Annotated in this window: 18 protein-coding genes and 3 tRNA genes; 18 read left to right on the top strand and 3 right to left on the bottom strand. The window is 43.7% G+C overall.

Annotated features, from left to right (window positions below):
- Positions 1-17: 17 nt before the first annotated feature.
- Entirely contained in the window at positions 18-1,025 is a 1,008-nt protein-coding gene (locus tag A3735_RS04960) for a DUF3187 family protein (protein WP_068637670.1), read from the bottom strand.
- 175 nt (positions 1,026-1,200) lie between these two features.
- Between A3735_RS04960 and A3735_RS04955 the strand changes: the two genes are divergently transcribed.
- The 15 genes from A3735_RS04955 to A3735_RS04885 all read left to right on the top strand — a co-directional run bounded on the left by A3735_RS04955 (position 1,201) and on the right by A3735_RS04885 (position 16,786).
- Positions 1,201-3,552, top strand: coding sequence for a response regulator (locus A3735_RS04955; protein WP_068507880.1), 2,352 nt, complete (start codon positions 1,201-1,203; stop codon positions 3,550-3,552).
- 57 nt (positions 3,553-3,609) lie between these two features.
- The gene (locus A3735_RS04950) at positions 3,610-4,071 is read left to right on the top strand and encodes a PilZ domain-containing protein (protein WP_068507878.1); all 462 of its coding nucleotides are present in this window, start codon (positions 3,610-3,612) and stop codon (positions 4,069-4,071) included.
- A 261-nt stretch (positions 4,072-4,332) separates the two neighbouring features.
- A complete protein-coding gene (gene alaS / locus A3735_RS04945) occupies positions 4,333-6,930 on the top strand; it encodes an alanine--tRNA ligase (RefSeq protein ID WP_068507877.1) in 2,598 nt (865 codons plus the stop codon).
- A 55-nt stretch (positions 6,931-6,985) separates the two neighbouring features.
- Entirely contained in the window at positions 6,986-8,209 is a 1,224-nt protein-coding gene (locus A3735_RS04940; protein WP_068507874.1) for an aspartate kinase, read from the top strand.
- A gap of 180 nt (positions 8,210-8,389) precedes the next feature.
- The gene (csrA, locus tag A3735_RS04935) at positions 8,390-8,581 is read left to right on the top strand and encodes a carbon storage regulator CsrA (protein WP_068507871.1); all 192 of its coding nucleotides are present in this window, start codon (positions 8,390-8,392) and stop codon (positions 8,579-8,581) included.
- A gap of 98 nt (positions 8,582-8,679) precedes the next feature.
- Positions 8,680-8,769, top strand: a tRNA-Ser gene (locus tag A3735_RS04930).
- Positions 8,770-8,799: 30 nt separating this feature from the next.
- Positions 8,800-8,876: transfer RNA gene (locus A3735_RS04925), tRNA-Arg, on the top strand.
- 29 nt (positions 8,877-8,905) lie between these two features.
- A tRNA-Arg gene (locus A3735_RS04920) sits at positions 8,906-8,982 on the top strand.
- A 204-nt stretch (positions 8,983-9,186) separates the two neighbouring features.
- Entirely contained in the window at positions 9,187-9,429 is a 243-nt protein-coding gene (locus tag A3735_RS04915; protein WP_068507869.1) for an OadG family protein, read from the top strand.
- A 43-nt stretch (positions 9,430-9,472) separates the two neighbouring features.
- Positions 9,473-11,260, top strand: a complete 1,788-nt coding sequence (oadA, locus tag A3735_RS04910; RefSeq protein ID WP_068507867.1) for a sodium-extruding oxaloacetate decarboxylase subunit alpha — start codon at positions 9,473-9,475, stop codon at positions 11,258-11,260.
- A gap of 13 nt (positions 11,261-11,273) precedes the next feature.
- On the top strand, positions 11,274-12,602 hold the full coding sequence (locus tag A3735_RS04905) for a sodium ion-translocating decarboxylase subunit beta (protein ID WP_068507864.1): 1,329 nt from the start codon (positions 11,274-11,276) through the stop codon (positions 12,600-12,602).
- Positions 12,603-12,737: 135 nt separating this feature from the next.
- Positions 12,738-13,847, top strand: a complete 1,110-nt coding sequence (locus tag A3735_RS04900) for an alpha/beta fold hydrolase (RefSeq protein ID WP_231877449.1) — start codon at positions 12,738-12,740, stop codon at positions 13,845-13,847.
- 15 nt (positions 13,848-13,862) lie between these two features.
- Complete coding sequence (locus A3735_RS04895; protein ID WP_068507860.1) at positions 13,863-14,288, top strand: peptidylprolyl isomerase; 426 nt, start codon at positions 13,863-13,865, stop codon at positions 14,286-14,288.
- Positions 14,289-14,440: 152 nt separating this feature from the next.
- Complete coding sequence (locus tag A3735_RS04890) at positions 14,441-15,187, top strand: response regulator (RefSeq protein ID WP_068507858.1); 747 nt, start codon at positions 14,441-14,443, stop codon at positions 15,185-15,187.
- A gap of 51 nt (positions 15,188-15,238) precedes the next feature.
- Entirely contained in the window at positions 15,239-16,786 is a 1,548-nt protein-coding gene (locus A3735_RS04885) for an ATP-binding protein (RefSeq protein WP_068507854.1), read from the top strand.
- A 54-nt stretch (positions 16,787-16,840) separates the two neighbouring features.
- On the opposite strand, the gene rnt is transcribed toward A3735_RS04885, so the two are convergent.
- Complete coding sequence (rnt, locus tag A3735_RS04880) at positions 16,841-17,485, bottom strand: ribonuclease T (protein WP_068507852.1); 645 nt, start codon at positions 17,483-17,485, stop codon at positions 16,841-16,843.
- Positions 17,486-17,687: 202 nt separating this feature from the next.
- On the opposite strand from rnt, the gene A3735_RS04875 reads away from it, so the two are divergent.
- Positions 17,688-18,566, top strand: coding sequence for an OmpA family protein (locus A3735_RS04875; protein WP_156495279.1), 879 nt, complete (start codon positions 17,688-17,690; stop codon positions 18,564-18,566).
- 175 nt (positions 18,567-18,741) lie between these two features.
- Positions 18,742-19,956 (top strand): argininosuccinate synthase, encoded by a 1,215-nt coding sequence (locus A3735_RS04870; RefSeq protein ID WP_068507850.1) that lies wholly within the window; start codon positions 18,742-18,744, stop codon positions 19,954-19,956.
- Positions 19,957-20,062: 106 nt separating this feature from the next.
- On the opposite strand, the gene A3735_RS04865 is transcribed toward A3735_RS04870, so the two are convergent.
- Positions 20,063-20,968: a DUF2806 domain-containing protein gene (locus A3735_RS04865; RefSeq protein ID WP_156490393.1), complete on the bottom strand. Its 906-nt coding sequence runs from the start codon at positions 20,966-20,968 to the stop codon at positions 20,063-20,065.
- 445 nt (positions 20,969-21,413) lie between these two features.
- Here A3735_RS04865 and A3735_RS04860 point away from each other — a divergent pair.
- A partial coding sequence (locus tag A3735_RS04860) for an exodeoxyribonuclease V subunit gamma (RefSeq protein ID WP_197485674.1) occupies positions 21,414-23,207 on the top strand: 1,794 nt, incomplete at its 3' end.

Here is a 23,207-nt window from a genome sequence, read left to right as displayed (position 1 = left end):
AGTTTCTAAGGTGAGTTTTAAAGTCTAATTCTTAGGCTTGTCTTAAGGATCACATCTGGTACGGATCGTGGCCTAATGTCTTCAGCAATCATCAGATTTATTGATATATCCTGACTGAAACGGTGTGCGCTTTCAAAGGATATTTGCAGCGGTACCCAGCCAAGTTCACGTAGCTCTGTTTTGAACAAGGGGGAGTGAGTATCAATCTGACTTTTTAACTGCCAATTAGGACTAATTAGCCACGCGAACCCTGCGCGAAAAGAAAGGTTTACAGGATGCTGCTCAAGAATCTTAAGTTGCTCTGACTTTCCTATATAGCCAAGACCAGTACCGTACCATAAAGAAAGCTTTGTTTGTTCAAAAAAATTGCGCCTTTTGAACCACTCAGGGTTCTGCTGGGTGATGCTAAAATTTATGTCGAAGGCTTCACTGCCTGTTTGATTCGTGTAGTTGCCAGTGGGAATTTTAAGTGTAGCGTTGTATTGAGTATCGGAGATTTCTTTCATTTTCCATGCGAATGAAACCTCGGTGTCACCCCATGAAGACGCTTCCCGCTGAAAAGATAATACCTGCTGATTTTCAGAATAGAGTGTCCAGTTGAACCTATCGTGTTGCTTATCGGAGCGGCCATTTTGTGGAAGTGCTAATGCATCATGGAAGTGGAAAATAAATCGATCACCTAAACCGCCGCCATGTTTTATCCAGGACGCGTCTACCAGAATGCGAAGCTGTTGAGAATATTGGTATGAAACTGTGTTTCTAAATCTCCAGGTTTCTCCGTCTATGCGAAAATAGTCGCCATTTTTATCTGTAGTGCTGATGTAATTGGTGAGCGAAGCGTCTGATTGTAAATGAATCGATCCGATTTGCTCATTTGGGTAAAAGCTAGCTCTTGGGAGAGAGAAAAGCATAGCAATAGGGCTGTTGTTTCGAGCGTCTATTGTCTCGCTATTATAGGTTTGTGCAGCTTGTAATTGAGAGCTAAAAAGCACGATGTAGCAAAGGGTAGTAAGTATAGAGCGCATTAGCTTATGAAAATTAGTTAAATTAGAGTTCTAGGCTACCACGGTAAGCAATTTGCCACGAATTACCTTTGATTAAGAATTCTCGTTTTACATTTGCCATTGAACAGTACTACACGCCACGTAAGAATTTTGCTAGTGTTGCACAAGTTTTCACATCCCCTTCAGGAGATTTCATTTGCGCTTAACTAATACGCTAAAACAGCTAAAGAAAGCCCCCTTGCTTAAGCGTATTTGCTTATATAGCTTTTTGTTTAGCATATTGTTATCGCTTGGTATTGTTTTTACGAAAGGGGTTTACTCTTACCAAATGCAAGTTGATTCAATCAATGAGTGTTTAGATCATTTACTGTCTTCTAATCTTGACCCGATAAGTGAAGCTGTTTGGCGCGCAAACGATCAAAAGGTCGAAGCGATACTAATTGCGATGCTGGATGATTGTCATTTGCATATTTCTGGGAAAGAAACCAGAAAGTATACGCTCAGCTATGATGACGGTCGTACTATAACGGTTGGAAGTATTGGGGCCTCTGCCCGCATCGAGCAATCTGTCTATCCAATTAGTTATTGGAAGGGAGGGGAGGCTCAAGCCTACTGGTTAGGAGAGCTGGCTGTCGTCCAGAGTTTAGATGGGGTCATTGAAGAGGTTTCTAGGGAAGGACTGACTAGCTTTTTATTGTATGTGCTGGTTGTCGCTTGTTGCTCGCTAACGAGTGTTTTGCTTGGATATCAGATTGTTGTTAGGCGCTTGCGTCAGTTTATGATTGACCTGAAAAACCAGAATGTAGATGAGTCTATGAAGAGGCTTTCTTCATTAGAGGATACTGAGGTCTCTGAACTGTGGTTATCGATTCTAGAGTATAAGCAGGAGATGGAAGAGCGTCTGTATAAGTCTGAGGCTCGTTTAACGTTGTCGCAGAAGGAGTTAGAAGCAGCACGCAAGAACAGCGAGACGAAAAGCTTGTTTCTAGCAAAAATGAGCCATGAGTTGCGAACGCCAATGAACGGGTTGCTAGGTTTCACTTCGTTATTGCTGGAATCGAAGTTGGAAGATGAACAGCGTGAGTATGCTCAAACTATTCAGGTGTCTTTAGAGTCATTGTTGTACGTTGTAAATGATGTCTTGGACCTTTCCAGAATCGAGTCGGGCGATCTTATGATTACGACGATACCGTTCAATTTAAGAGGGGTGTTATCCGGTGTTACTATTCTTTTGAAAAACAGGGCTGAGTCAAAGGGCCTTGTGTTCGAGAGCCGAATTAGCCCCGATATTCCACAGACTTTACGAGGAGACCCTGTACGAATACGACAAGTATTGATGAACCTAGTTGCTAACGCGATCCAGCACACTGAGAAGGGTCACGTTTTTATTAATGTTGATCTTTTGTCTCAAAAGAATTCTCGAGCGGCCATTCGTTTGTCAATTGAAGATAGTGGTAGTAAGCCTATACAGAGGCTTAATAAGCGGGTTGATGTTGCTGATATAGGTTTTTCTTCGGAACTGAGGGAAAAGCGTAGCTTGGGCCTGGATATTTGCTACCAGTTAGTTGATCTCATGGGTAGTACATTGCTGAACGAATCAAAAGAAGATGATGGGTCTACTTATTGGTTCGAGTTGAACTTGCCGGTAGTTCGTGGCGATAACTCCAGAGAGTTGTTGGATTTGTCCTTGCTGAAAACGCTCAAAGTACTGGTGATCGATTCGTATGAGCTTAGTCGTAAAATTACACTTGAACTCTTAAGCGAGTGGGGGATTCAGTTCGAGGCGGTGGGGACTGCTGCAGAAGCGATAAAAGCCTTGCATTCTTATGCTGGAAGTGAAGAGCAGTTCAACATGATCTTGTGTGATGACATCTTACAGGATTTGTCGGGTGTAGAAGCTTGTCAGATGATTCGCCAGTCTATCGTTGATCCTGTGCAGATCGTTGTTTTATGTTCAAATCCACAGTTGGGTGATGCGGAAGGCTTCTTTTTGGCAGGAGCTAGTGGCTTTTTGAGTAAGCAGTTCCGTGACCCGTTTTTGAGGGGAGTTATGTGTCAGGCCTATGCTGAGCGATTCCGTCAGGGAAGTGAGCGTCGCTTGGTGACGCGATATACCGTGAGTGATGCTGAAGAAAGTTCGGACCCCGAAGTTATAGATCTACAGGACCAAACCAAGTCCAATATATTAATTGTCGAAGATAACATTGTTAACCAGCAGCTTGTTATGCGTATGCTGGAGCGTAATGGCTGCCAGGTAGACCTGGCGGTAAATGGGTTTGAGGCAATTGAGCTATTTAAGAAGAATAAATATGCTTTAATTTTTATGGATTGTTTAATGCCTGAAATGGATGGCTATGAAACCACGCAAATAATACGTGAGATCGAACGATCCAAGCCTGAACGTGGTCGTACGCCAATTGTGGCTTTAACAGCAAATGCTTTTGAAGAAGAAGCTGAGGGATGCTTCCAGGTCGGTATGGATGAGTTTATGACGAAGCCATTCAAAATAGCGCAATTGGAAATGGTGTTAGAAAGGCATATCAACTAAACTGTACTTTGCCTACAATAAATTCTTAGTGAATAATAAGTGAGATTAACAAGAGTTATGAGAGCCTATATACGCCACCCGGCAGACGTACCAATAGAGTTTACGGCAGTTGATGAACTCTCACCTGAAAATGGTGCGGAATCGCTTGGTGCTGAAGGTGGCCATGTTGCTCTTGAAAAGTCAGTAGCCCAAGACGTTAGCTTGGGTGGTTTGAGTTTTAGTTCGAAACAGCGTTTAAAAGTCGGGTCAGTAGTAAATATTAAGATTCCGATTGTCGATCCTCCATTTGAAGCTCAGGCTAAGGTTATTTGGTGTTTGTCACGCCCGGATCGTTTTGAAGCGGGCATAGAGTTTACGAGTAGAGAGGATGCCTTTACTGCGCGTATGGTAGAGCAAGTTTGCCATATCGAACATTATCGAATGTGGGTTCAAGAGGTTGAAGGCCGCACGATAGATGGTGAACATGCTGCTGAAGAGTGGATAGGCAAGTTTGCACACGATTTTCCAGATATTACCTAAGATTTTAGTTATTTAAGGTCCCTTCTTTTTTCTTTCCTTTTCTATAGCTTTTCGTTAACCAGCTAACTTTAGGGTGCTTCCTTCGGCTTAACCGAGTTTTTTGTCGGGCGCTTTTTGCTTCCGGTAGCGACTATGTAAAAAAGTTGTAAATAGCGCGAGGAATCCAGTGTTTGGGTGGGGATGTTTGTGATAGAGTATCGCGCTCTTTTGGTTTAAAAAAACTGATTTTTCAGGAAAGTACAATAACAGGTGAGTTTTGTTATGAAAACGGCAGAGATCCGTCACGCATTTTTGAGCTTTTTTAATCGTAATAAACACGAGATTGTCGATAGTAGTTCTTTGGTTCCGGCAGATGATCCGACCTTGTTGTTTACAAATGCGGGAATGAATCAGTTTAAAGATACGTTTTTGGGAAAAGAGTCACGAGCTTATAATCGAGCGACCACCTCGCAAAAATGCGTCCGTGCTGGCGGTAAACATAACGATCTTGAAAACGTAGGTTATACAGCTCGCCATCACACCTTTTTTGAAATGCTAGGTAACTTCAGTTTTGGCGACTATTTTAAACAGGATGCAATTCGGTTTGCATGGCAATTTTTAACTGAAGAGTTAAATATACCGCAAGAAAAACTGTGGGTGACTGTCTATAAAGATGATAAAGAAGCTGAAGATATCTGGTTTAATGAAATCGGTATCGACCAGTCACGTTTTTCAAGGCTAGGAGAGAAAGATAACTTTTGGTCTATGGGAGATACCGGGCCTTGTGGGCCGTGTACCGAAATTTTTTATGATCATGGTGAGGATATTGCTGGTGATCCTCCTGGTGGTCCAAATGACGACGGTGATCGTTATATTGAAATTTGGAACCTCGTTTTCATGCAGTTTAATCGTACTGCTGACGGAGTGATGCATGACCTACCAAAGCCTTCTGTAGATACCGGTATGGGTTTGGAGCGTATTGCTGCCGTGATGCAGGATGTGCATACAAACTACGAAATTGATCTTTTTCAGACCATTCTAAATGGCGCATCCAAAATATTGGGTGGCGTTTCTATTGAAGAAAAATCTCTGCGGGTTATTGCTGATCATATTCGTGCCAGTGCCTTCTTGATTTCTGATGGTGTAATGCCTTCGAATGAGGGGCGTGGTTATACACTTCGCAGAATTATTCGCCGCGCTATTCGGCATGGAAATAAACTTGGTGCTTCTGAGCCGTTTTTCTATCGCCTTGTCGAGGTTTTGATTGACGCGATGGGTGAAGCTTACCCTGAGCTCAAGGTTTCCCGGAAGCAAGTAGAGCAAATCTTGCTTCAGGAAGAAGAGCAGTTCTCCAAAACGCTTGATAAGGGAATGAAGGTTCTGGAGTCAGATATTGCGTCTCTGGATAGTACCGTTATTTCTGGTGCGACGGTCTTTACTTTATATGATACTTACGGCTTCCCGGTTGATTTGACTAATGATATCGCTCGTGAGCGAGGGTTAACGCTAGATCACGAGGGTTATGAAGCTGCAATGGAAACGCAGCGAGAAAGAGCGCGCGCGTCGAGCAAATTTGGTGTTGATTACAACGACTCTTTGGATATTTCGGGGAGTACCGAGTTTGTTGGCTATGAAAGTTTTGATCATGAGTCAGAGGTACTGTCGGTTACGGTTGATGGTGAGAATGCCAAGGCTGGAGCTGGCGAGCAGTGTATCGTGGTATTGGCGTCGACACCTTTCTATGCAGAGTCGGGTGGTCAGGCTGGCGATACTGGTGTCCTCGAGTGGGATGGTGGTAAAGCACTGGTAAAAGATACCCAGAAACAAGAAAATCATTTTTTACATATTTGCCAGATTGAAAGTGGTGAGTTGTCATCAGGTGTTTCTGTTAAGGCATCCATTGATAGTGTTCAGCGTGATGCGACCGCTCTAAATCACTCGGCAACTCACTTGTTGCATGCAGCGCTTAGGCAGATTCTAGGAGAGCACGTCGTTCAGAAAGGTTCTTTGTGTAATGGTGAGCGTCTGCGTTTTGATTTTGCGCATTATGAAGCTGTTACGCCTGAGCAGTTGTTAGAAATAGAGTCTATGGTCAACGCGAGAATTCGAGAGAACTCTTTAGTAACAACGACTTTAACAGATATAAAAACGGCCAAACAAATGGGCGCTATGGCGCTGTTTGGAGAGAAGTATGGTGAGAATGTTCGAGTTCTCTCGATGGGGGATGATAACTTTTCTGTGGAGTTATGCGGTGGAACACATGCCCAGCGTACGGGTGATATTGGCTCGCTAGTGATAGTGTCTGAAGGTGGAATTTCCTCAGGTGTTCGCCGTATAGAGGCTTTATCTGGTGCAGAGGCTGAAGCTTGGAATCGAGAGTCGCAAGCGCAGTTGAAAAATGTCGCAAGTGTTTTCAAGGCGGGTAGAGAAGATGTTCTTGAAAAAGCAAATCAGTGGGTAGAAAAGTGTCGTGCGCTTGAGAAAGAGTTAGAGGTATTTAAGCAGAAAGCTGCAGCTGACGCAGGTTCTCAATTGGCTGACAAGGCAGTGGACGTTGCTGGGGTTAAAGTAGTTGCGGCTCAGTTATCGGGTGTAGATCGTAAAGGTCTGGAAGACGCTGTAGACAAGCTTAAGAACCAGTTTGAGAATGCGGTGGTTTTATTGGCTTCTGTAGACGGAGATAAAATTGCCTTGGTTGCTGGTGTGACGAAATCAATTTCCAAGCAGTACAAAGCTGGAGATTTGATGAAAGTCGTTGCGGCAGGTGTTGGTGGTAAAGGTGGTGGCCGGCCTGATTTTGCGAAGGGCGGTGGTACAGATGTTACTGCTCTAGAAGAAACCTTGGCGTCGGTAGCTGGATGGGTTGAGTCCCAGCAGTAGTTGCTTATTTAGTGTTAGGTTCTAAGTCTACAATTAAGAGGTTTTAAATAGGTCAATGGCCCTGATTGTTCAAAAATATGGCGGTACTTCAGTCGGTACGACTGAGCGTATCCAAGCTGTGGCAGAGAAAGTAAAAAAGTTTCGAGATTCAGGTGATGATGTTGTAGTGGTTGTCTCTGCAATGAGTGGAGAGACTAACAGGTTAATATCATTGGCCGATGCAATATCTAAGGATCCTGTACCTCGTGAAATGGATGTGCTGGTGTCGACCGGTGAGCAGGTGACGATTGCTTTGTTGAGTATGGCTTTGCAGCAGATTGATTGTGATGCAATGTCTATGACAGGTGGTCAGGTTCGTATTTTGACTGATCAGTCTCATATGAAGGCAAGAATACAGGATATTGATGAGTCGCGAATGCGCGAGGCCTTGTCTGCGGGTAAAGTTGTGGTTGTTGCTGGTTTTCAGGGAGTTGATGAGGATCATAATATTACGACGCTTGGTCGTGGCGGGTCAGATACCACTGCTGTTGCTCTAGCGGCTGCGCTCAAAGCGGATGAATGTCAGATTTATACAGATGTCGACGGAGTGTATACAACGGACCCAAGGGTTGTTGATAGTGCGCGCCGTATGGAAAAAGTGACATTTGAAGAAATGATAGAAATGGCGAGTTTGGGCTCTAAGGTTTTGCAGATTAGGGCGGTTGAATTTGCCGGGAAATATAGTGTGCCTTTAAGAGTGCTATCTTCGTTTGAGGATGGGCCAGGTACCTTGATTACGATTGATAGTGAGGAAAATATGGAGCAGGCTGCCGTTTCGGGGATTGCCTTTAATCGTGATGAGGCAAAATTGACCTTGGTAGGTGTGCCGGATATTCCAGGCGTTGCCTCGAAGATATTGCGCCCTATTAGTGACAAGAATATTGAAGTTGACATGATTGTACAGAATGTTGGCTTGGATAAAAAAACTGACTTTACCTTTACGGTTCATAGAAATGACTATAAAAAGGCGAAAGCGGTATTAGAAGAAGTATGTGAGAAGCTTGGTGCTGAGAGGACTGCAGGTGATAACGATATTGCAAAAGTATCTATCGTCGGTGTAGGGATGCGGTCTCATGCAGGGGTAGCTACCAAGATGTTTGAAGCTTTGTCTGATGAAGGTATAAATATTCAGATGATTTCGACTTCGGAGATTAAGATTTCTGTTGTGATCGATGAGAAGTATCTAGAGTTGGCCGTAAGGACGCTTCATGGTGCTTTTGATCTGGCGCAGGAACATTAATTCAAGGCGAACAGTATTTTCACAATTTATAACTAAATAGAAAATGTGCAAGATTAATCCACTTAAAACTATCTTTTTGAGAAATTTCGATAATACTCTTTAAGTGCTCGTTGTTATCTCTTTTGAGGTGGCAGTAAGAAGCTTTTTTGGATGAATATTGCATAATAAAAGGAGCTAAGAATGCTTATATTGACTCGTCGAGTAGGTGAGACTTTAATGGTTGGTGATGACGTTACTGTTACCGTATTAGGTGTAAAGGGTAATCAAGTGCGTATTGGTGTGAACGCGCCTAGAGATGTCTCTGTTCATCGTGAAGAGATCTATCAGCGTATACAGAAAGAAAAGTCTGAAGCGCAGCAGTCTGACGACTAATTTGTGGTTAAAAAATACACAAGTTGATGTTTTTTAAAAAATAATTCAATGCGGTGTTGGCATTTAAAATAAATGTGTTAATATACGCCGCGTCTTGAGGAGAGATGGCCGAGAGGCTGAAGGCGCGCCCCTGCTAAGGGCGTATGGGGTAACACTCATCGAGGGTTCGAATCCCTCTCTCTCCGCCATTTAAATTAGGATGGCAGTTTTAAAGTTTAGCGGCTGTAGCTCAGCTGGATAGAGTACCTGGCTACGAACCAGGCGGTCGGAGGTTCGAATCCTCCCAGCCGCGCCACTTTAAAACATTCTTGATCAGCATCTAATGCGGCTGTAGCTCAGCTGGATAGAGTAACTGGCTTCGAACCAGTTGGTCGCAGGTTCGAATCCTGCCAGCCGTGCCATATTATTTCTCCTTTAAACCTATCTTATTTAACGCTTCTGTTAATTTAATATCCCTACTATACAGTTAAAAATTGTATTAAATCGTATTGCCTACAAACGCTAGAAAAGGTACATTACGCTCGCCTAGTAACATGTGTTACATTTGGGTGGTTTTTAGGATAATTTCCTTGTTATCAACAACAAATTGATTAGGTAGTCAGAATATGACTGATTTAATGTCTGAAGCAATAAACTTGATGTTGGTGGGTATGGGATTCGTTTTTGTATTTTTGACGATCTTAGTTTTTGCTACATCGTTCATGTCAAAAATGATTTTGAAATATGCGCCAGCACCTGAGCCTAAAGCTCCAGCTGCATCGCCAGTAACTCAAGCATCTAATGATGCGCAACTGTTAGCAGTACTCTCTGCTGCAGTAGACAAATATCGCTCAGACCACAAGAAGTGAGCGTGAATAAAATTTGAACCTTTAACAGAAGGCTTGATAGAAAATGACGGATTCGAACAAAAAACTCGGAATCACTGATGTCGTACTTCGTGATGCACATCAATCTTTATTAGCAACGCGTATGCGAATTGACGATATGCTGCCAATTGCTGAAAAGCTAGATCAGGTAGGCTATTGGTCACTTGAATCTTGGGGTGGCGCTACATTTGACTCCTGTATTCGATTTATTGGTGAAGATCCATGGGATCGTATCAGAGAATTGAAGAAAGTCATGCCTAATACTCCGCAGCAAATGTTGTTGCGAGGTCAAAATCTGTTAGGTTATAGACATTATGCTGATGACGTTGTTGATAAGTTCGTAGAGCGTGCTGTAAAAAATGGTGTTGAGGTATTCCGTGTTTTTGACGCGATGAACGACCCTCGCAACCTGGATCGTGCGCTTAAAGCTGTTAAAGCAAACGGCGGTCATGCTCAGGCAACGCTTTCCTATACAACAAGTCCTGTACATACTTTGGAAAGCTGGGTTAGCTTAGCGAAGCAGATTGAAGACTTGGGTGCAGATTCTATCGCTATTAAAGATATGGCCGGTACATTAACGCCTTATGCTGCTTCTGAGTTGGTTGGGCGTTTGAAAGCTCAGACTGATCTAGAAGTTCAATTACATGCACACGCGACTTCTGGCTTGTCAGATATGACAATTCTTAAAGCGGTTGAAGCAGGTATTGACCGTGTTGACACGGCTATTTCTTCAATGGCAATGACATACGGCCATACTGCGACTGAAAGTGTGGTTGCGGCATTGGCAGGTACTGGTCGTGATACTGGCTTGGACATGAAGCTTCTTGAAGAGATTGCTGCTTACTTCCGTAAGGTTCGTAAGAAGTACGCTAAGTTCGAAGGTTCATTGCGTGGTACTGATTCGCGAATTCTGATTGCCCAGGTTCCTGGTGGCATGTTGACCAACATGGAAAACCAGTTGAAAGAGCAGGGTGCTGCAGACAAATTTGATGCAGTGCTAGAAGAAATTCCACGTGTTCGTGAAGATCTTGGTCATATTCCTCTTGTAACACCTACTTCTCAGATTGTTGGAACCCAAGCGGTTCTGAACGTATTGACTGGCGAGCGCTATAAATCAATCTCTAAAGAGACTGCGGGTATTCTTAAAGGTGAATACGGTGCGGCTCCAGCTCCTTATAATAAAGAGCTACAGGATCGCGTTTTAGATGGTGGTGAAGCAATTACTTGCCGACCAGGAGACTTGCTTGAGCCAGAAATGGACAAGTTGACTGAGGAAGTTAAGAAACTTGCTGGCGAAAAAGGTATCAAGCTTGCTGATGAGACGGTCGATGATGTTCTGACTTATGCTCTGTTCCCTCAGATTGGTCTTAAGTTCCTAGAGAATCGTGACAATGCAGATGCATTTGAGCCGGTTCCAAGTGAAGATGACGTAAAAGCGGCAGCTAAGGGTGGTAAGGAAGTTTATACCATTAACGTTAGCGGTCAGTCTTACGTTGTTGAAGTTGAGGAAGGCGGTGATATCACAGGTATGGTTCCAGTTACTGGTGGTGCTCCTTTACAGGCTTCTGGTGGTGCGCCAGCAGCGGCTGCTCCTGCGGGTGGTGGTGATCCGGTTCCAGCTCCGTTAGCAGGTAACATCTTTAAGGTTGTTGCAACGCCTGGTCAAGTTGTTCAAGAGGGTGACTTGCTGTTGATTCTTGAAGCAATGAAGATGGAAACAGAAGTACGTGCACCACGAGCGGGTACTGTTGGAACGATTAGTGTCTCTGTTGGCGACTCAGTTGCCGTTGGCGATACTTTGATGACCTTATAAGGGTAGTCTGACAATGGAAAATATACTTAATTTATGGACCGGTAGTGGTCTTTATAATATCTCTATCGGCCAGTTCTCGATGATCGTTATTTGTCTCGGTCTTCTATATATGGCTATTAAAAAAGGCTTTGAGCCTTTGTTGCTATTGCCTATTGGTATGGGCGGGATATTGGCTAATATTCCAGAGGCTGGACTTGCTTTATCGGCCGCTGAAAATGCGATACATTTTCACAAGCCTGAAGTAATGATGGCTTTGGCAGAGGTTTTGAAAGTTCCTTTTGAAGCCGGTCAGGAAATGACGCAAGAGACCTTATATGCGTTTAAAGACGCTTATAAAATGGCAGATAGTGCTACTGCCGCTGCAGCTCATAACGTTGCTAGTGATGCGGGTTACGCTAATGGCATGTTGACAAACTTCTATAACGTAGTAATTGGCTCAATGGTTGGTCCTTTGCTTATCTTTATGGGTGTTGGTGCAATGACGGACTTTGGTCCAATGCTGGCTAACCCTAAAACTATTTTGCTAGGTGCTGCTGCGCAGTTTGGTATTTTCGGTACCGTTCTAGGTGCTGCTTTCCTCACAAGTATGCAAATTGGTGGTGTTTCATTTACGATTGAAGAAGCTGCTACGATCGGTATTATCGGTGGTGCAGATGGACCTACTTCTATCTTCGTATCAAGTGTACTAGCACCGCACCTATTGGGCGCGATTGCTGTCGCAGCTTATTCGTATATGGCGCTTGTTCCTGTTATTCAGCCTCCTATTATGAATGCTTTGACTACTCCTGAAGAGCGTAAGATTGAGATGGTTCAGCTTCGTACAGTTAATCAATTGGAAAAAATTCTTTTCCCGATTATTGTATTGATTCTGGTTGCACTTTGTCTTCCTGATGCTGCGCCTCTTTTGGGTATGTTCTGTCTTGGTAACTTGATGAAAGAGTCGGGCGTTGTGGACCGTCTTTCTGATACAGCCCAGAATGCTTTGATTAACATCGTAACTATTTTCTTAGGCCTTTCTGTTGGTTCTAAATTAAGTGCAGACAAATTCCTTGATTTTCAAACGCTGGGTATTTTGTTCTTGGGTATGGCTGCATTTGCAGTAGGTACCGGTACTGGTGTAATCATGGCTAAGTTGATGAACGTATTTAGTACTAACAAAGTTAACCCTCTGATTGGATCTGCTGGTGTATCAGCTGTTCCAATGGCTGCTCGTGTATCGAATAAGGTTGGTCTGGATAATAATCCTCAGAATTTCTTGTTGATGCATGCGATGGGGCCAAACGTAGCAGGTGTTATCGGTTCTGCAGTTGCTGCGGGCGTTATGATCAAGTTCTTAGGCTAGGAAGCCAGTAGTACTACTATAGAAACCCCGGCTTGTGCTGGGGTTTTTTTATTTGTGGGGCTAAGATAATAACTGTGAGATATCTTTTTATTGTTAACAGGGTTGTAGCTATAGATGGTTGAGAAAAAGCTAAGATTGCTAGATAAAGTTTTTTTATCTGTTCTTAATGGTGTGGAGCAGTTTGCTTTTTCGGAGAACTTTAATATCTCAAACTTGAGTTCATTCGATGAAATCTTTCAAGATGGCATCATGTCAGTTCGTCATTATCACCCATTAGAGGATGATGAGATTGAGATCGCGGGTGAGAAAATCAAGGTAGAGAAAAAGCGACACAAAACGCCCGTTATCTTGGTGCCGCCTTTAGCCGCAACATCAATGATATTTGATTTGATGCCGCATAGAAGTGTTGTTCGTTATTTTTTAGCGAATGGTTATGATGTTTACTTGGTTGATTGGGGAGATGTAACCGCAGATCATAAAAACCTGTCGCTGGAAAGCTATGTGCTAGAGTGGATGCCAATGATCATGGATGCTGTCATTACGCATTCTGATGAGGAGGAGGTGTCAATCTTTGCATACTGCATGGGTGGCTTGCTTTCTCTTATGTATCTGGCGGTTTCAGGTGATGAATCAGTCAAAAACCTGGTGACAGTCGCGAGTCCGATCGATATGCATCAGAGCGGCGCAGCAGGTAAGGTTTTGTCGGCAATATATAAGCCAGCGCACCTGGTTTCCAACGTGCTTAATTTTTCCTTACTTGATTTACCGACACGCTATTTTCATGTGCCTGGATGGACTTCATCGCTAGTGTTTAAATTAACTAACCCAATGGGCTCAGTGATTAATACGTATGAGAAGTTTTTGAATTTATGGGATAGGGAGTATTTGGAAGAAAGTCTGACTATGAGCAAGTGGTTTGACGACATGGTAGATTATCCAGGGCGTACCATTCGGGAAATGGCGGTTCATATGATGATCAATAACACCATGGCTAAAGGAAAAATGCGTATTGGAAAGGTGATGGCCGAGTTTAATCAAATTAGATGCTCGATTCTGGCATTTGCAGGCGAGTCTGATAATTTGGTGAGTGTAAGTGCTGCGCACAAGGTTTTGGATATAGTCTCTTCAGAAGATAAAGAGTTTTGTGTTGTTCCGGGTGGGCATGCGGGCGTCTTTGCTGGTAACAAAGCGCCGCAAAATACCTGGCGCATAGCTGTAGATTGGTTGGCAAGCCGGTCTGATTAACAAGAGTGATAAATAATGGCAGAAAGGCAAGTATATAAAGTTAACTATTGGTTGAAGAATGATGATGGGCAAGTAGTCGATACTTCAGAAGGTGGCGAACCAATGGTAATTGAGATTGGTGGTGCTTCCGTGATTCGAGGGCTTCAAGAAGCTGTAAAGGGGAGGCAAGCGGGTGATCGCTTGGAAGTGCAGGTGCCGCCAGAAATGGCTTATGGTGCGCATAACCCGGAGTTTGTGTCAAAAGTACCTATGTCAGCTTTTGAAGGAGTAGAGCATGTTGTAGAAGGTATGAAGTTCCAGACCAATACCGGCTCTGATGCGCAGGTTGTTCAGGTTGTTAAAGTAGAAAAAGACTTCGTCCTGGTTGATGCAAACCACCCTTTAGCAGGCTTGGTTCTCAATTTTGAGATTGAGATAATCGAAGTGGTCGAAGCTGCGTAAAATTTAGCTAGAATAAAAAATATGCAATTTTTCATGTGTTTTTTGAAGCTGCATATATACTTACTGTTACATAACGGAAAAATGTATGGAATATCAGTACCTTTCGGGTCTCCATGCAATCCCAAATCACGAACTAAGATAAGAAAATACAGATGGAAGTTGAACAACAAAACGACGCTTGGCGAATTTTAATAGTTGAAGACGATGAGCGTTTAGCTGATCTCACCAAGGAATACTTGGAGAGTAATGGGCTTGTCGTTTCGGTTGAAGGTAATGGCTCTCATGCAGTTGATCGTATCGTCAATGAAAAGCCTGATCTGGTAGTGTTGGATCTGATGCTTCCAGGTGAGGATGGCTTGTCAATATGTCGTAAGGTGCGTCCTAATTATAATGGACCGATTCTTATGTTGACTGCGCGAACTGACGATCTAGATCAGGTACTAGGTTTGGAAATGGGGGCCGATGATTATATGTCTAAGCCTGTTCGTCCTAGGGTTCTGCTAGCAAGAATTCGCGCCTTACTTCGTCGGATTAATGAGCATGTTGACCAATCATCAGATGCTGGTGCAGAGTCAGGTCAGGCAGCTGATGCGACCCGCTTGGTATTTAACAACCTGGTTGTTGATAGCTCAATGCGAGAGGCATGGTTGGACGATGAAAGTATCGATTTAACCAGTGCAGAGTTTGACTTACTTTGGTTATTATCCAGTAATGCAGGTAACGTGCTGAGCCGTGAAGAAATCTTTACTAACTTGCGCGGTATCGAATATGATGGTCAAGATCGTTCGATTGATGTTCGAGTCTCTAGAATTCGTCCGAAAATAGGTGATGATCCGGTTCACCCACGAAGGATCAAGACAGTTCGAAGCAAGGGCTATTTGTTTGTAAAAGAGGCTTAGTTTATAAGTCTCTCAAGCTCGGCTTGCCAAATTATTTAAAGAGTTTTGGTTTTGAAGAAAATTCTAATTCGTATTTTTATTGGCCTAGTTTCAGTGATCACTGTGCTAGGCCTTTTTAGTCTTGGTCTGGTTAAAGTCTCTAATCAGGTTAGGGAAGAGCACTACTGGCATGATTTGCTGGTTACTCCTATGACCGAACTATCCCGTGTAATCAGTGAAGATCATTCAAAGCTGCCTGAACATACTTACCTATCTGATTATGAATCATTAGGTCTAAGTGCGGTAGAGCAAGAGCGTTTGATGTATGGACGACTGCTTGTGTCCCTGGAAGGTGACTACCTTAGAGCGATTATCCAGCAGCAAAATTCTAGCGAGCAGTTGTTAGTTTTTGAGTCTTTGCGCGATAAGCAGTTTTCAGCACTTTTTCGTCTTCTTGTAAGCGAATTACTGGTTGATGCGACGGAGTTGAGCAAGCTTGAAAGCATTGAATCACTGCTTAATGTCTCGATTGCTAAATTGGAAGAGACGAGTTCGGTAAGTTCTCAGTTAGTATTAAATGATATTGCCAAACAGGGTTTTCATGACGGTCTTGATGAAGATGGTTTATTTAGTTATGTGCGCTTGAAGAGCGGAGAACTGCTTCGTCTAGAGTATGGTGAAGTGTTCTCCGGTTTTTCATTTATTTTGTTCGTTGCACTGGTTTCCCTGTGTGTTGCAGTGCTTATGCTCTTTGTTTATTACCTGGTAGAGGGGTTCAGTCGCCGTTTACGCTCTATTGAAACAGCGGCAAGTCGTATTTCGCGAGGTGAGCTAGATGCTCGTGTATCCGGGGCGGGAAGTGAAGATGCGATCAGTCGCTTAGGTGGTGCTTTCAATAGTATGGCCGACCATATACAGCGCCTGATGTATGTGCAGAAAGAAATGATCCATGCTGTATCGCATGAGCTTAGAACCCCTGTTGCTAGAATACGCTTTGGTGTACAAATGATTGAAGACTGTCCCTCCGAGGAAGCATTGCAAAAGCAAGTAAAGGGGATCGATGGCGATATTCAGGAGCTTGACGAATTAATTGATGAGATATTGACCTATGCTCGACTTGAGCAGGGCGGGCCAATCTTGGCATTTCAGGAAGCTGATATTAGCGCAATTGTTGATCAAGTTGTTTCCGAGCAAGGCCTTGTTAAGCCAGATATGAGTATTTTCTCTGAGTTTAAAGAGGGCTCTGATGTATGGAAAATGTCAGAGGTTGAAACACGTTATATACATCGTTCGATTCAAAACCTTGTTGGTAATGCGACACGCTATGCTCAAGGAAGGGTAAAAGTTGTTTGCTCTTTTGATGCAGAGACATGTCGTGTAGATGTTGAAGACGATGGCCCTGGTATTCCAGAGGAAGATTGGGAGTCTGTCTTTACGCCGTTTGCGCGTTTGGACGATAGTCGCACACGTGCTTCAGGGGGTTATGGCCTAGGCTTGTCAATTGTACGCCGTATTCTTTATTGGCATGGGGGGCAAGCCTTCTTGGGCAGAAGTGATATGGGTGGAGCGAAGTTTAGTTTGGTATGGCCCAGGAAACAAAGCCAGACGAACAAACCCTAGGTGGCGATATCTGAAGCGCGCAGCTGCTGTCTGGCTTATCTTAGTAGAAAGTGCTTAAGAGGACAGGGGCCAGCCGCCGAGGTGTTGCCACTTATTGACTATCTTGCAGAATAGTTCTGCTGTCTTCTCCGTATCATACTTTGCGGTATGAGCGGCTTTCCCATCAAATTCAATTCCTGCCGCTCCACAGGCTTTTGCGAGAACGGTTTGGCCATATGCCAAACCCGACAGCGTTGCTGTATCAAATGTCGAAAAGGGGTGAAAAGGGTTGCGCTTAATATTGGCTCTTTCTGCTGCGGCAAAGACAAAGTTGTGGTCAAAGGTTGCGTTATGACCCACAAGTACAGCTCGTGTACAGCCAGTTTCCTTCACTGCTTTTCGAATAGGTGTGAATATTTTATCTAGGGCTAGCTTTTCGGGTTGAGCATTACGAAAAGGGCTGTGCGGATCAATTCCGGTAAATTCTAGCGCAGAAGCCTCAAGATTTGCTCCTCTAAAAGGCTCTACATTGCAATGTACAGTTTCTTTTAGGTAGAGATCGCCATCGGTCTTCATGCTGATAATAACAGCGGCTATTTCTAGTAGAGCGTCGGTTTTTGCGTTAAAGCCAGCGGTCTCAACATCAATCACGACTGGAAGAAAGCCCCGAAAGCGATTGGATATGGCGTGAGAATTGCATTTTTCAGATTGGTTTGGCACGGTTTGTCCTTATTTGTTCCGTTGCGTGGCTAAGTCGGCCAAGTTGTAGCGACAGTATATCAGAGCAAGGTTATGATAGGGCAAAGAATTGCCAGGTTTTGTTTTCAGTTTTTATGTGACTTGGAAAATACCTTATTAGGGGCTTGCTACAAAAAGAGCTGATCCGATTTATTATGGTAAGAGAATTTGTGAGGTGTCCGATTTGAAGCGCGGTAGTACTTTTGTAAGAGGCTTAATGTTAGGAGTCGTGTTAGCTTGCTTATCAAGCCTTGCCCATGCCAAAACCTATAGCGCAGAGCTGGATCAGAGTCAGTGGTACCTGTCTTCCTCTATATTCGAATGCAGTCTGGTTCATGATATTCCTTATTATGGTAAGGGTGTCTTCTATCATGAAGCAGGAGAGAACCTGCGCTTCTATACGATGACTAATAATAACCCTATGAAACCGGGTAAAGCGGCGTTAGTGGTTGAGGCTTCATCTTGGAAGCCGGGCAAGGTAATTCAGGATCTGGGTTATGTCGACGTTGTAGATAGTGATCAGCCTTTAAGTGTGCCTAGAGCTAAAGCGACTAATATGATGCAGGGCCTATTAGAAGGCATGACGCCAACTTTTACCCGGAAAGCTTGGTACAGCGATGATTCAATCAGGGTTAGAATTAATAGTGTTAATTTCAAGTCAATCTATAATGGCTATCTTGATTGTATAGCAGGTTTGTTGCCGGTTAATTTTAGGCAGGTCGAGAAAACGCGTGTGCATTTTGAATCTGATAAGTCAGATCTAACCGAGCGTGATATAAAGTCACTGGATTTGGTGGTTCTCTATGTCTTAAATGACTCGAGTGTGACAGCTATTTATGTTGATGGTCACACAGACAGTACTGGCCGTAGAATTTATAACCGGCGCTTATCTAAAGCACGCGCGCAAGCCGTTAGGGATTACTTAATCAATAATGGTCTGGAAGCCGATATTATCCGTACACGTTACCATGGTGAGCGTTATCCGGTGGCTAAAAATAACACCAAAAAGAATAAGAAACTGAATAGACGTAGCACCGTTCGGCTGGTTCGCGATCTAGATTAAGCGTAATACAGTAAATATCTCGGCAATATTTGTATTTGTGGCCCAACAGCAAGTAGAATAGCCGCCTTTTCGTAATGAATATTATTAAGCGGAACAGGATTTCACTCGTTTAGCTGTTTGTGGCTGAAGAGTGACAGCTTGTTTTGTCTGCATCTTCGATAGTTGGAGCCTTTCTATGTCAGAAATTAACAAAGTTGTCTTGGCTTATTCTGGTGGTCTAGACACCTCTGTAATCGTTAAATGGTTACAGGAAACATACAACTGTGAAGTTGTTACCTACACAGCTGACCTTGGTCAAGGTGAAGAAGTTGAACCTGCACGTTCCAAAGCAGAAGCATTGGGTGTTAAAGAAATCTATATTGAAGACGTGCGCGAAGAATTTGTTCGTGACTATGTTTTCCCGATGTTCAGAGCAAATACTATTTATGAAGGCGAGTACCTGTTAGGTACGTCTATTGCTCGTCCTTTAATTGCCAAGCGAATGGTCGAAATTGCTAATGAAACAGGTGCTTGTGCTATCTCTCACGGTGCGACCGGTAAAGGTAATGACCAGATTCGTTTTGAGTTAGGTGCCTATGCACTTAAGCCGGGTGTTCAGGTCATTGCACCTTGGAGAGAATGGGATCTCAACTCTCGTGAAAGCTTGTTAGCCTATTGTGATACACACGGTATCGAAGTTGAAAAGAAGAAAGGTAAGTCTCCTTATTCTATGGATGCAAACTTGCTACATATTTCTTATGAAGGCGATATGCTAGAAGATCCTTGGAATGAGCCTGAAGAAGAAATGTGGCGTTGGTCTGTTTCTCCTGAGAACGCTCCAGATACACCGACTTATATCGAACTGACATATGAGAAAGGCGATATCACCGCGATCAATGGTGAAGCGATGAGCCCGGCAACCGTGCTTGAGACCTTGAATAAGGTCGGTGGTGATAATGGTGTCGGCCGTTTGGATATCGTTGAAAACCGCTATGTAGGTATGAAGTCTCGAGGCTGCTATGAAACGCCAGGGGGCACGATTATGCTTAAGGCTCACCGTGCGATTGAATCTTTGACTCTCGATAAAGAGTCTGCGCATTTGAAAGACAGTATTATGTCTAAGTATGCGGAGTTGGTTTATAACGGTTACTGGTGGTCCCCTGAGCGTAAAGCGCTTCAAGCCTTGATAGATGAAACACAGCATTATGTAAACGGTGTTGTTCGCGTTAAGCTTTATAAGGGTAACGTTGTGGTTGTCGGTCGTAAATCTGAAGAAACCTTGTTTGATGAGAGTATCGCTACATTTGAAGATGACGGTGGTTCATATGATCAGAAAGATGCTGAAGGTTTCATTAAATTGAATGCTCTACGTTTACGTATCGCTGCAGGTAAGGGGCGCGATCAGGGTTAAGCTCCTTTTCTCACCCATAAAAAAACCGACATTGATTGTCGGTTTTTTTGTTTCGGGCTTAGTTTAAGTACTTCACTAACTCTTTGATAATTTTGGAGCGTGCGATTTAACCGGCGATAGATTCTTTAAGGGTGCTGCTTTTGTTGCTATTAGCTGTTGCCGCTTCAATATCGATAAAGTCAGATAAGTATTCCCAGACGACTCTTCTTTGTAAGTTACTGCTTGGGATTGAGTCTAAGCCACCGATTATTTTGAGTAAGTCGCTACCTGTTTTGGTGAATGCCTGGGTATAGAAACCGACGCCTTGGCCGGGAGCGGTAAAGTCGTGGCTAACACTATGTCGCGTTTTACGGTAATAAAACTCGTAGCCAACTAGTAGCTCACTAGGGTCTCTTGCAATCATACCTGCATTGACGCAGTGTGATAGTAGGCGCAGCTCGGAAAATATATCATCTTCCTTCGTTAAGCTGTTGTTGGCGCGAAACACAAAAGGGTGACCGTTATGGCCGATAAAGGCATAGTTGGAAACCTTCTTAAAGGCAGTAATTTCCCAAGCGTCACAATGGTATAGAAAGTTCAGGCTACGCTTGGAGATTGAATGAGGTCGTTTTAGCTCACAAAGTAGAGCTCTGGCCCAGAGGCTTTGCATTGGGCTGCTACTAACATTCTGGGCGTAGTCAAAGAATATATTTGCCCAATCTGAATCTACGGATTTAGCCGTAACTTTTTGTCCTAGTAGACCGGAAGCAATTGCTAATATTGCTTCAATATTTGCTTGTCTTAGGGTTTCCTGGTGCCTGATTCGAGCATGAGTGCGCTCATTGAGGCTGGCAAAAGCAACATCGGTTTCAACATAGATCGGCTCGTCTGCTTCATCACTCGCCTTATCGCTGGCCAGGTCACGAACAACAGTGCCATTGGCGCGATAGTATCCGCCCATGGACTTGGTGCACAGTGCCACGAGTTTGGACCATGTTCCGATTTGTTTTTTCTTTCCTTTAGAACCGTGCAAGCTTTTGGCCCCTAACTGGACTCTGTTTAATTCGGTGAATAAAACATGCCAGGTGACGTTATATTTGTATGTTTTAAAAACTATTATTCTTGGATACTTTTATATCGCAGCAAGAAATATATTCATTTGTAATGTTGAAAACAAGCAATGCTTTTTGTTCACGGTTTAAATGTGACTCTGTTCAAAAAACACTCTCATGATACAAAAAAACAATGCAGGCGTCGACTTTATTTGTTAGCAAAAAATCCAATAATATCAATGAATAAGGACTTCCGCTCATGTCTTGAGAGCTTACATTAAGTTTGCCGATTAAGTTGATGACTCGTAGTTGAAATAAGCGCGAAAAGCAGGTGAAAGTCCTGATGATTTCAGTTAACGTATCAACGATAATAAAGAAATAGCGCTAGCTCTTCGCACGCAACTCTCAAATCTGACTGATTATTTAATGCTTAAATTTTACCCTTCGAATCGCACTGAAAACCTCGCTTTCATCATTGCTGAAATAATGAGACGAGAACCACTGAAAAAAATCTTTGATCAGGAAAAGGTGATTATTCAAAGTTTCGGTATGGGCACCTGGCTTCAGCAGCAAATATCTGAAGAATTGGGTATCTCTGCGATGGTTGAATGTAGCATGCCAGCGTCTTTTATTTGGAAATTGGCTGAAGCCTTATTACCGAAGCCTCTGCAAGTACAGGGCTTTGAGAAACAGAATTTAAGGTGGCAGCTTTTTGAACAATTGCCGAGTAAGCTTGCCCAGCCCGAATATCAGCGCTTACGGCGTTATGCCAAGAGCTTATCACCAAACACTGATGAGGGGAGTGCTGAGCCTGCGCTGGGTAACGCTGGCGATGAAGCGCTATCCCAGTCTTTAGTGTTTGATATGGCGAGTGTCATAGCCGACGTTTTTGATGGCTATCAAAACTACCGCCCAGAATGGTTGCAAGCATGGGAGCAAGGCAAGCCGATAAAGAGCCTTGCTAGCGGCCTGGATTCCAAAGACTACAGTAGTCCTCAATTTACCGAATTGGAAGCTTGGCAGGCTGACTTGTGGTGTAGCGTTTATCCTGACTTGCCCTTGGCGCAACGACAGCATCGTTCCAGTCTGCTGACCAGGCTGGAGTCCTGTATTAGAGCGCTACCTAAAGGGGCGGAACTTCAGTTACCCGAACGAATCTTCGTATTTGGCCTGTCAGCCTTGCCTCCTAGAATGCTGGCTGTTATCAAAGCTTTAGCTGAACACATTGATATACACGTTGTGGTGAATAACCCTTGTCGCTACTACTGGGGTGATGTGATGAGTGAGTATCAGCAGCTCCTGCTTAATCAGTCATTGCTTGCGCGGGGCGTCAGTGCTGAAACGGTAGCGGAAAACTTTATTGAGCATAACACCTTGCTCGCGTCATGGGGAAAGCTTGGTCGCGATTATATGTCGCTATTGATGCAAGAAGAAATTTTCGCTGATCTAGCCACCGAGCTTTACGATGATCTTGGTGATGAAGATAATTCAGCGCTGAATTTAATTCAGTCAGATATCTTGAACCTGCAGAACCAGCACCATTGTGTGAATCCTGACGATAAGTCGATACGCTTCGCAAGTTGCCATAACCACTTAAGAGAGGTTGAGGCTCTCCACGACTACTTATTAAATACGCTTGATGCAAACCCCGGCTTAAATGCTCGCGATATTATTGTGATGGTGCCCGATATAGAAGACTATGCCGCCTATATTGAGGCAGTTTTTTCACGCCTTGTTTATGATCGCCATGGGCAAACGCATAGCCTGCCCTATGTTATTGCCGATCAGGCTTTGAATCGGCATCAACCCTTATTGGAATGTATTGGCAATCTATTGATACTCGAGTCAAGTCGGATGACGGCTGCCGAGCTATTAGATTGCTTGGACTTTCCCGCAATCAGGCAGCGATTTTCCATTGATGAAGATGAGCTGCTTAGTATTCATCACTGGGTCAAGGTCTTGAATGTTCGTTGGGGGCTTTCTGAGACGCATCGTAACAAGATATTAAATATAGAAGACGCAGGTGGCGAGACAACCTGGCTCGCAGCGCTTAAACGCCTGCTAAGCGCCTATATTCTCGGGCCTGTTCCTGTCGCCAGTTTTGCGGGTGAACAAGTGATACCGGAAGAGGTGTTCGGCTCAGATCAGCAGGTATTGGTGGGTAAGTTTGTTCGCTTTATTGACGTTGTTGAGCAAACGCTCTCAATGCAAGCGGGTGAA

The organism is Oleiphilus sp. HI0061 (assembly GCF_001635675.1).
Note: the sequence above shows the minus strand (reverse complement) of the source record. Positions and strands in the feature narration are given on the sequence as shown.

Bases quoted from the DNA above. Each gene is read 5' to 3' on its own strand.
- A3735_RS04960 (WP_068637670.1), bottom strand. From the start codon at position 1,025: ATGCGCTCTATACTTACTACCCTTTGCTACATCGTGCTTTTTAGCTCT.
- A3735_RS04870 (WP_068507850.1), top strand. From the start codon at position 18,742: ATGTCAGAAATTAACAAAGTTGTCTTGGCTTATTCTGGTGGTCTAGAC.
- A3735_RS04950 (WP_068507878.1), top strand. From the start codon at position 3,610: ATGAGAGCCTATATACGCCACCCGGCAGACGTACCAATAGAGTTTACG.
- A3735_RS04905 (WP_068507864.1), top strand. From the start codon at position 11,274: ATGGAAAATATACTTAATTTATGGACCGGTAGTGGTCTTTATAATATC.
- A3735_RS04940 (WP_068507874.1), top strand. From the start codon at position 6,986: ATGGCCCTGATTGTTCAAAAATATGGCGGTACTTCAGTCGGTACGACT.
- oadA (WP_068507867.1), top strand. From the start codon at position 9,473: ATGACGGATTCGAACAAAAAACTCGGAATCACTGATGTCGTACTTCGT.
- csrA (WP_068507871.1), top strand. From the start codon at position 8,390: ATGCTTATATTGACTCGTCGAGTAGGTGAGACTTTAATGGTTGGTGAT.
- A3735_RS04895 (WP_068507860.1), top strand. From the start codon at position 13,863: ATGGCAGAAAGGCAAGTATATAAAGTTAACTATTGGTTGAAGAATGAT.
- alaS (WP_068507877.1), top strand. From the start codon at position 4,333: ATGAAAACGGCAGAGATCCGTCACGCATTTTTGAGCTTTTTTAATCGT.
- A3735_RS04915 (WP_068507869.1), top strand. From the start codon at position 9,187: ATGACTGATTTAATGTCTGAAGCAATAAACTTGATGTTGGTGGGTATG.
- A3735_RS04890 (WP_068507858.1), top strand. From the start codon at position 14,441: ATGGAAGTTGAACAACAAAACGACGCTTGGCGAATTTTAATAGTTGAA.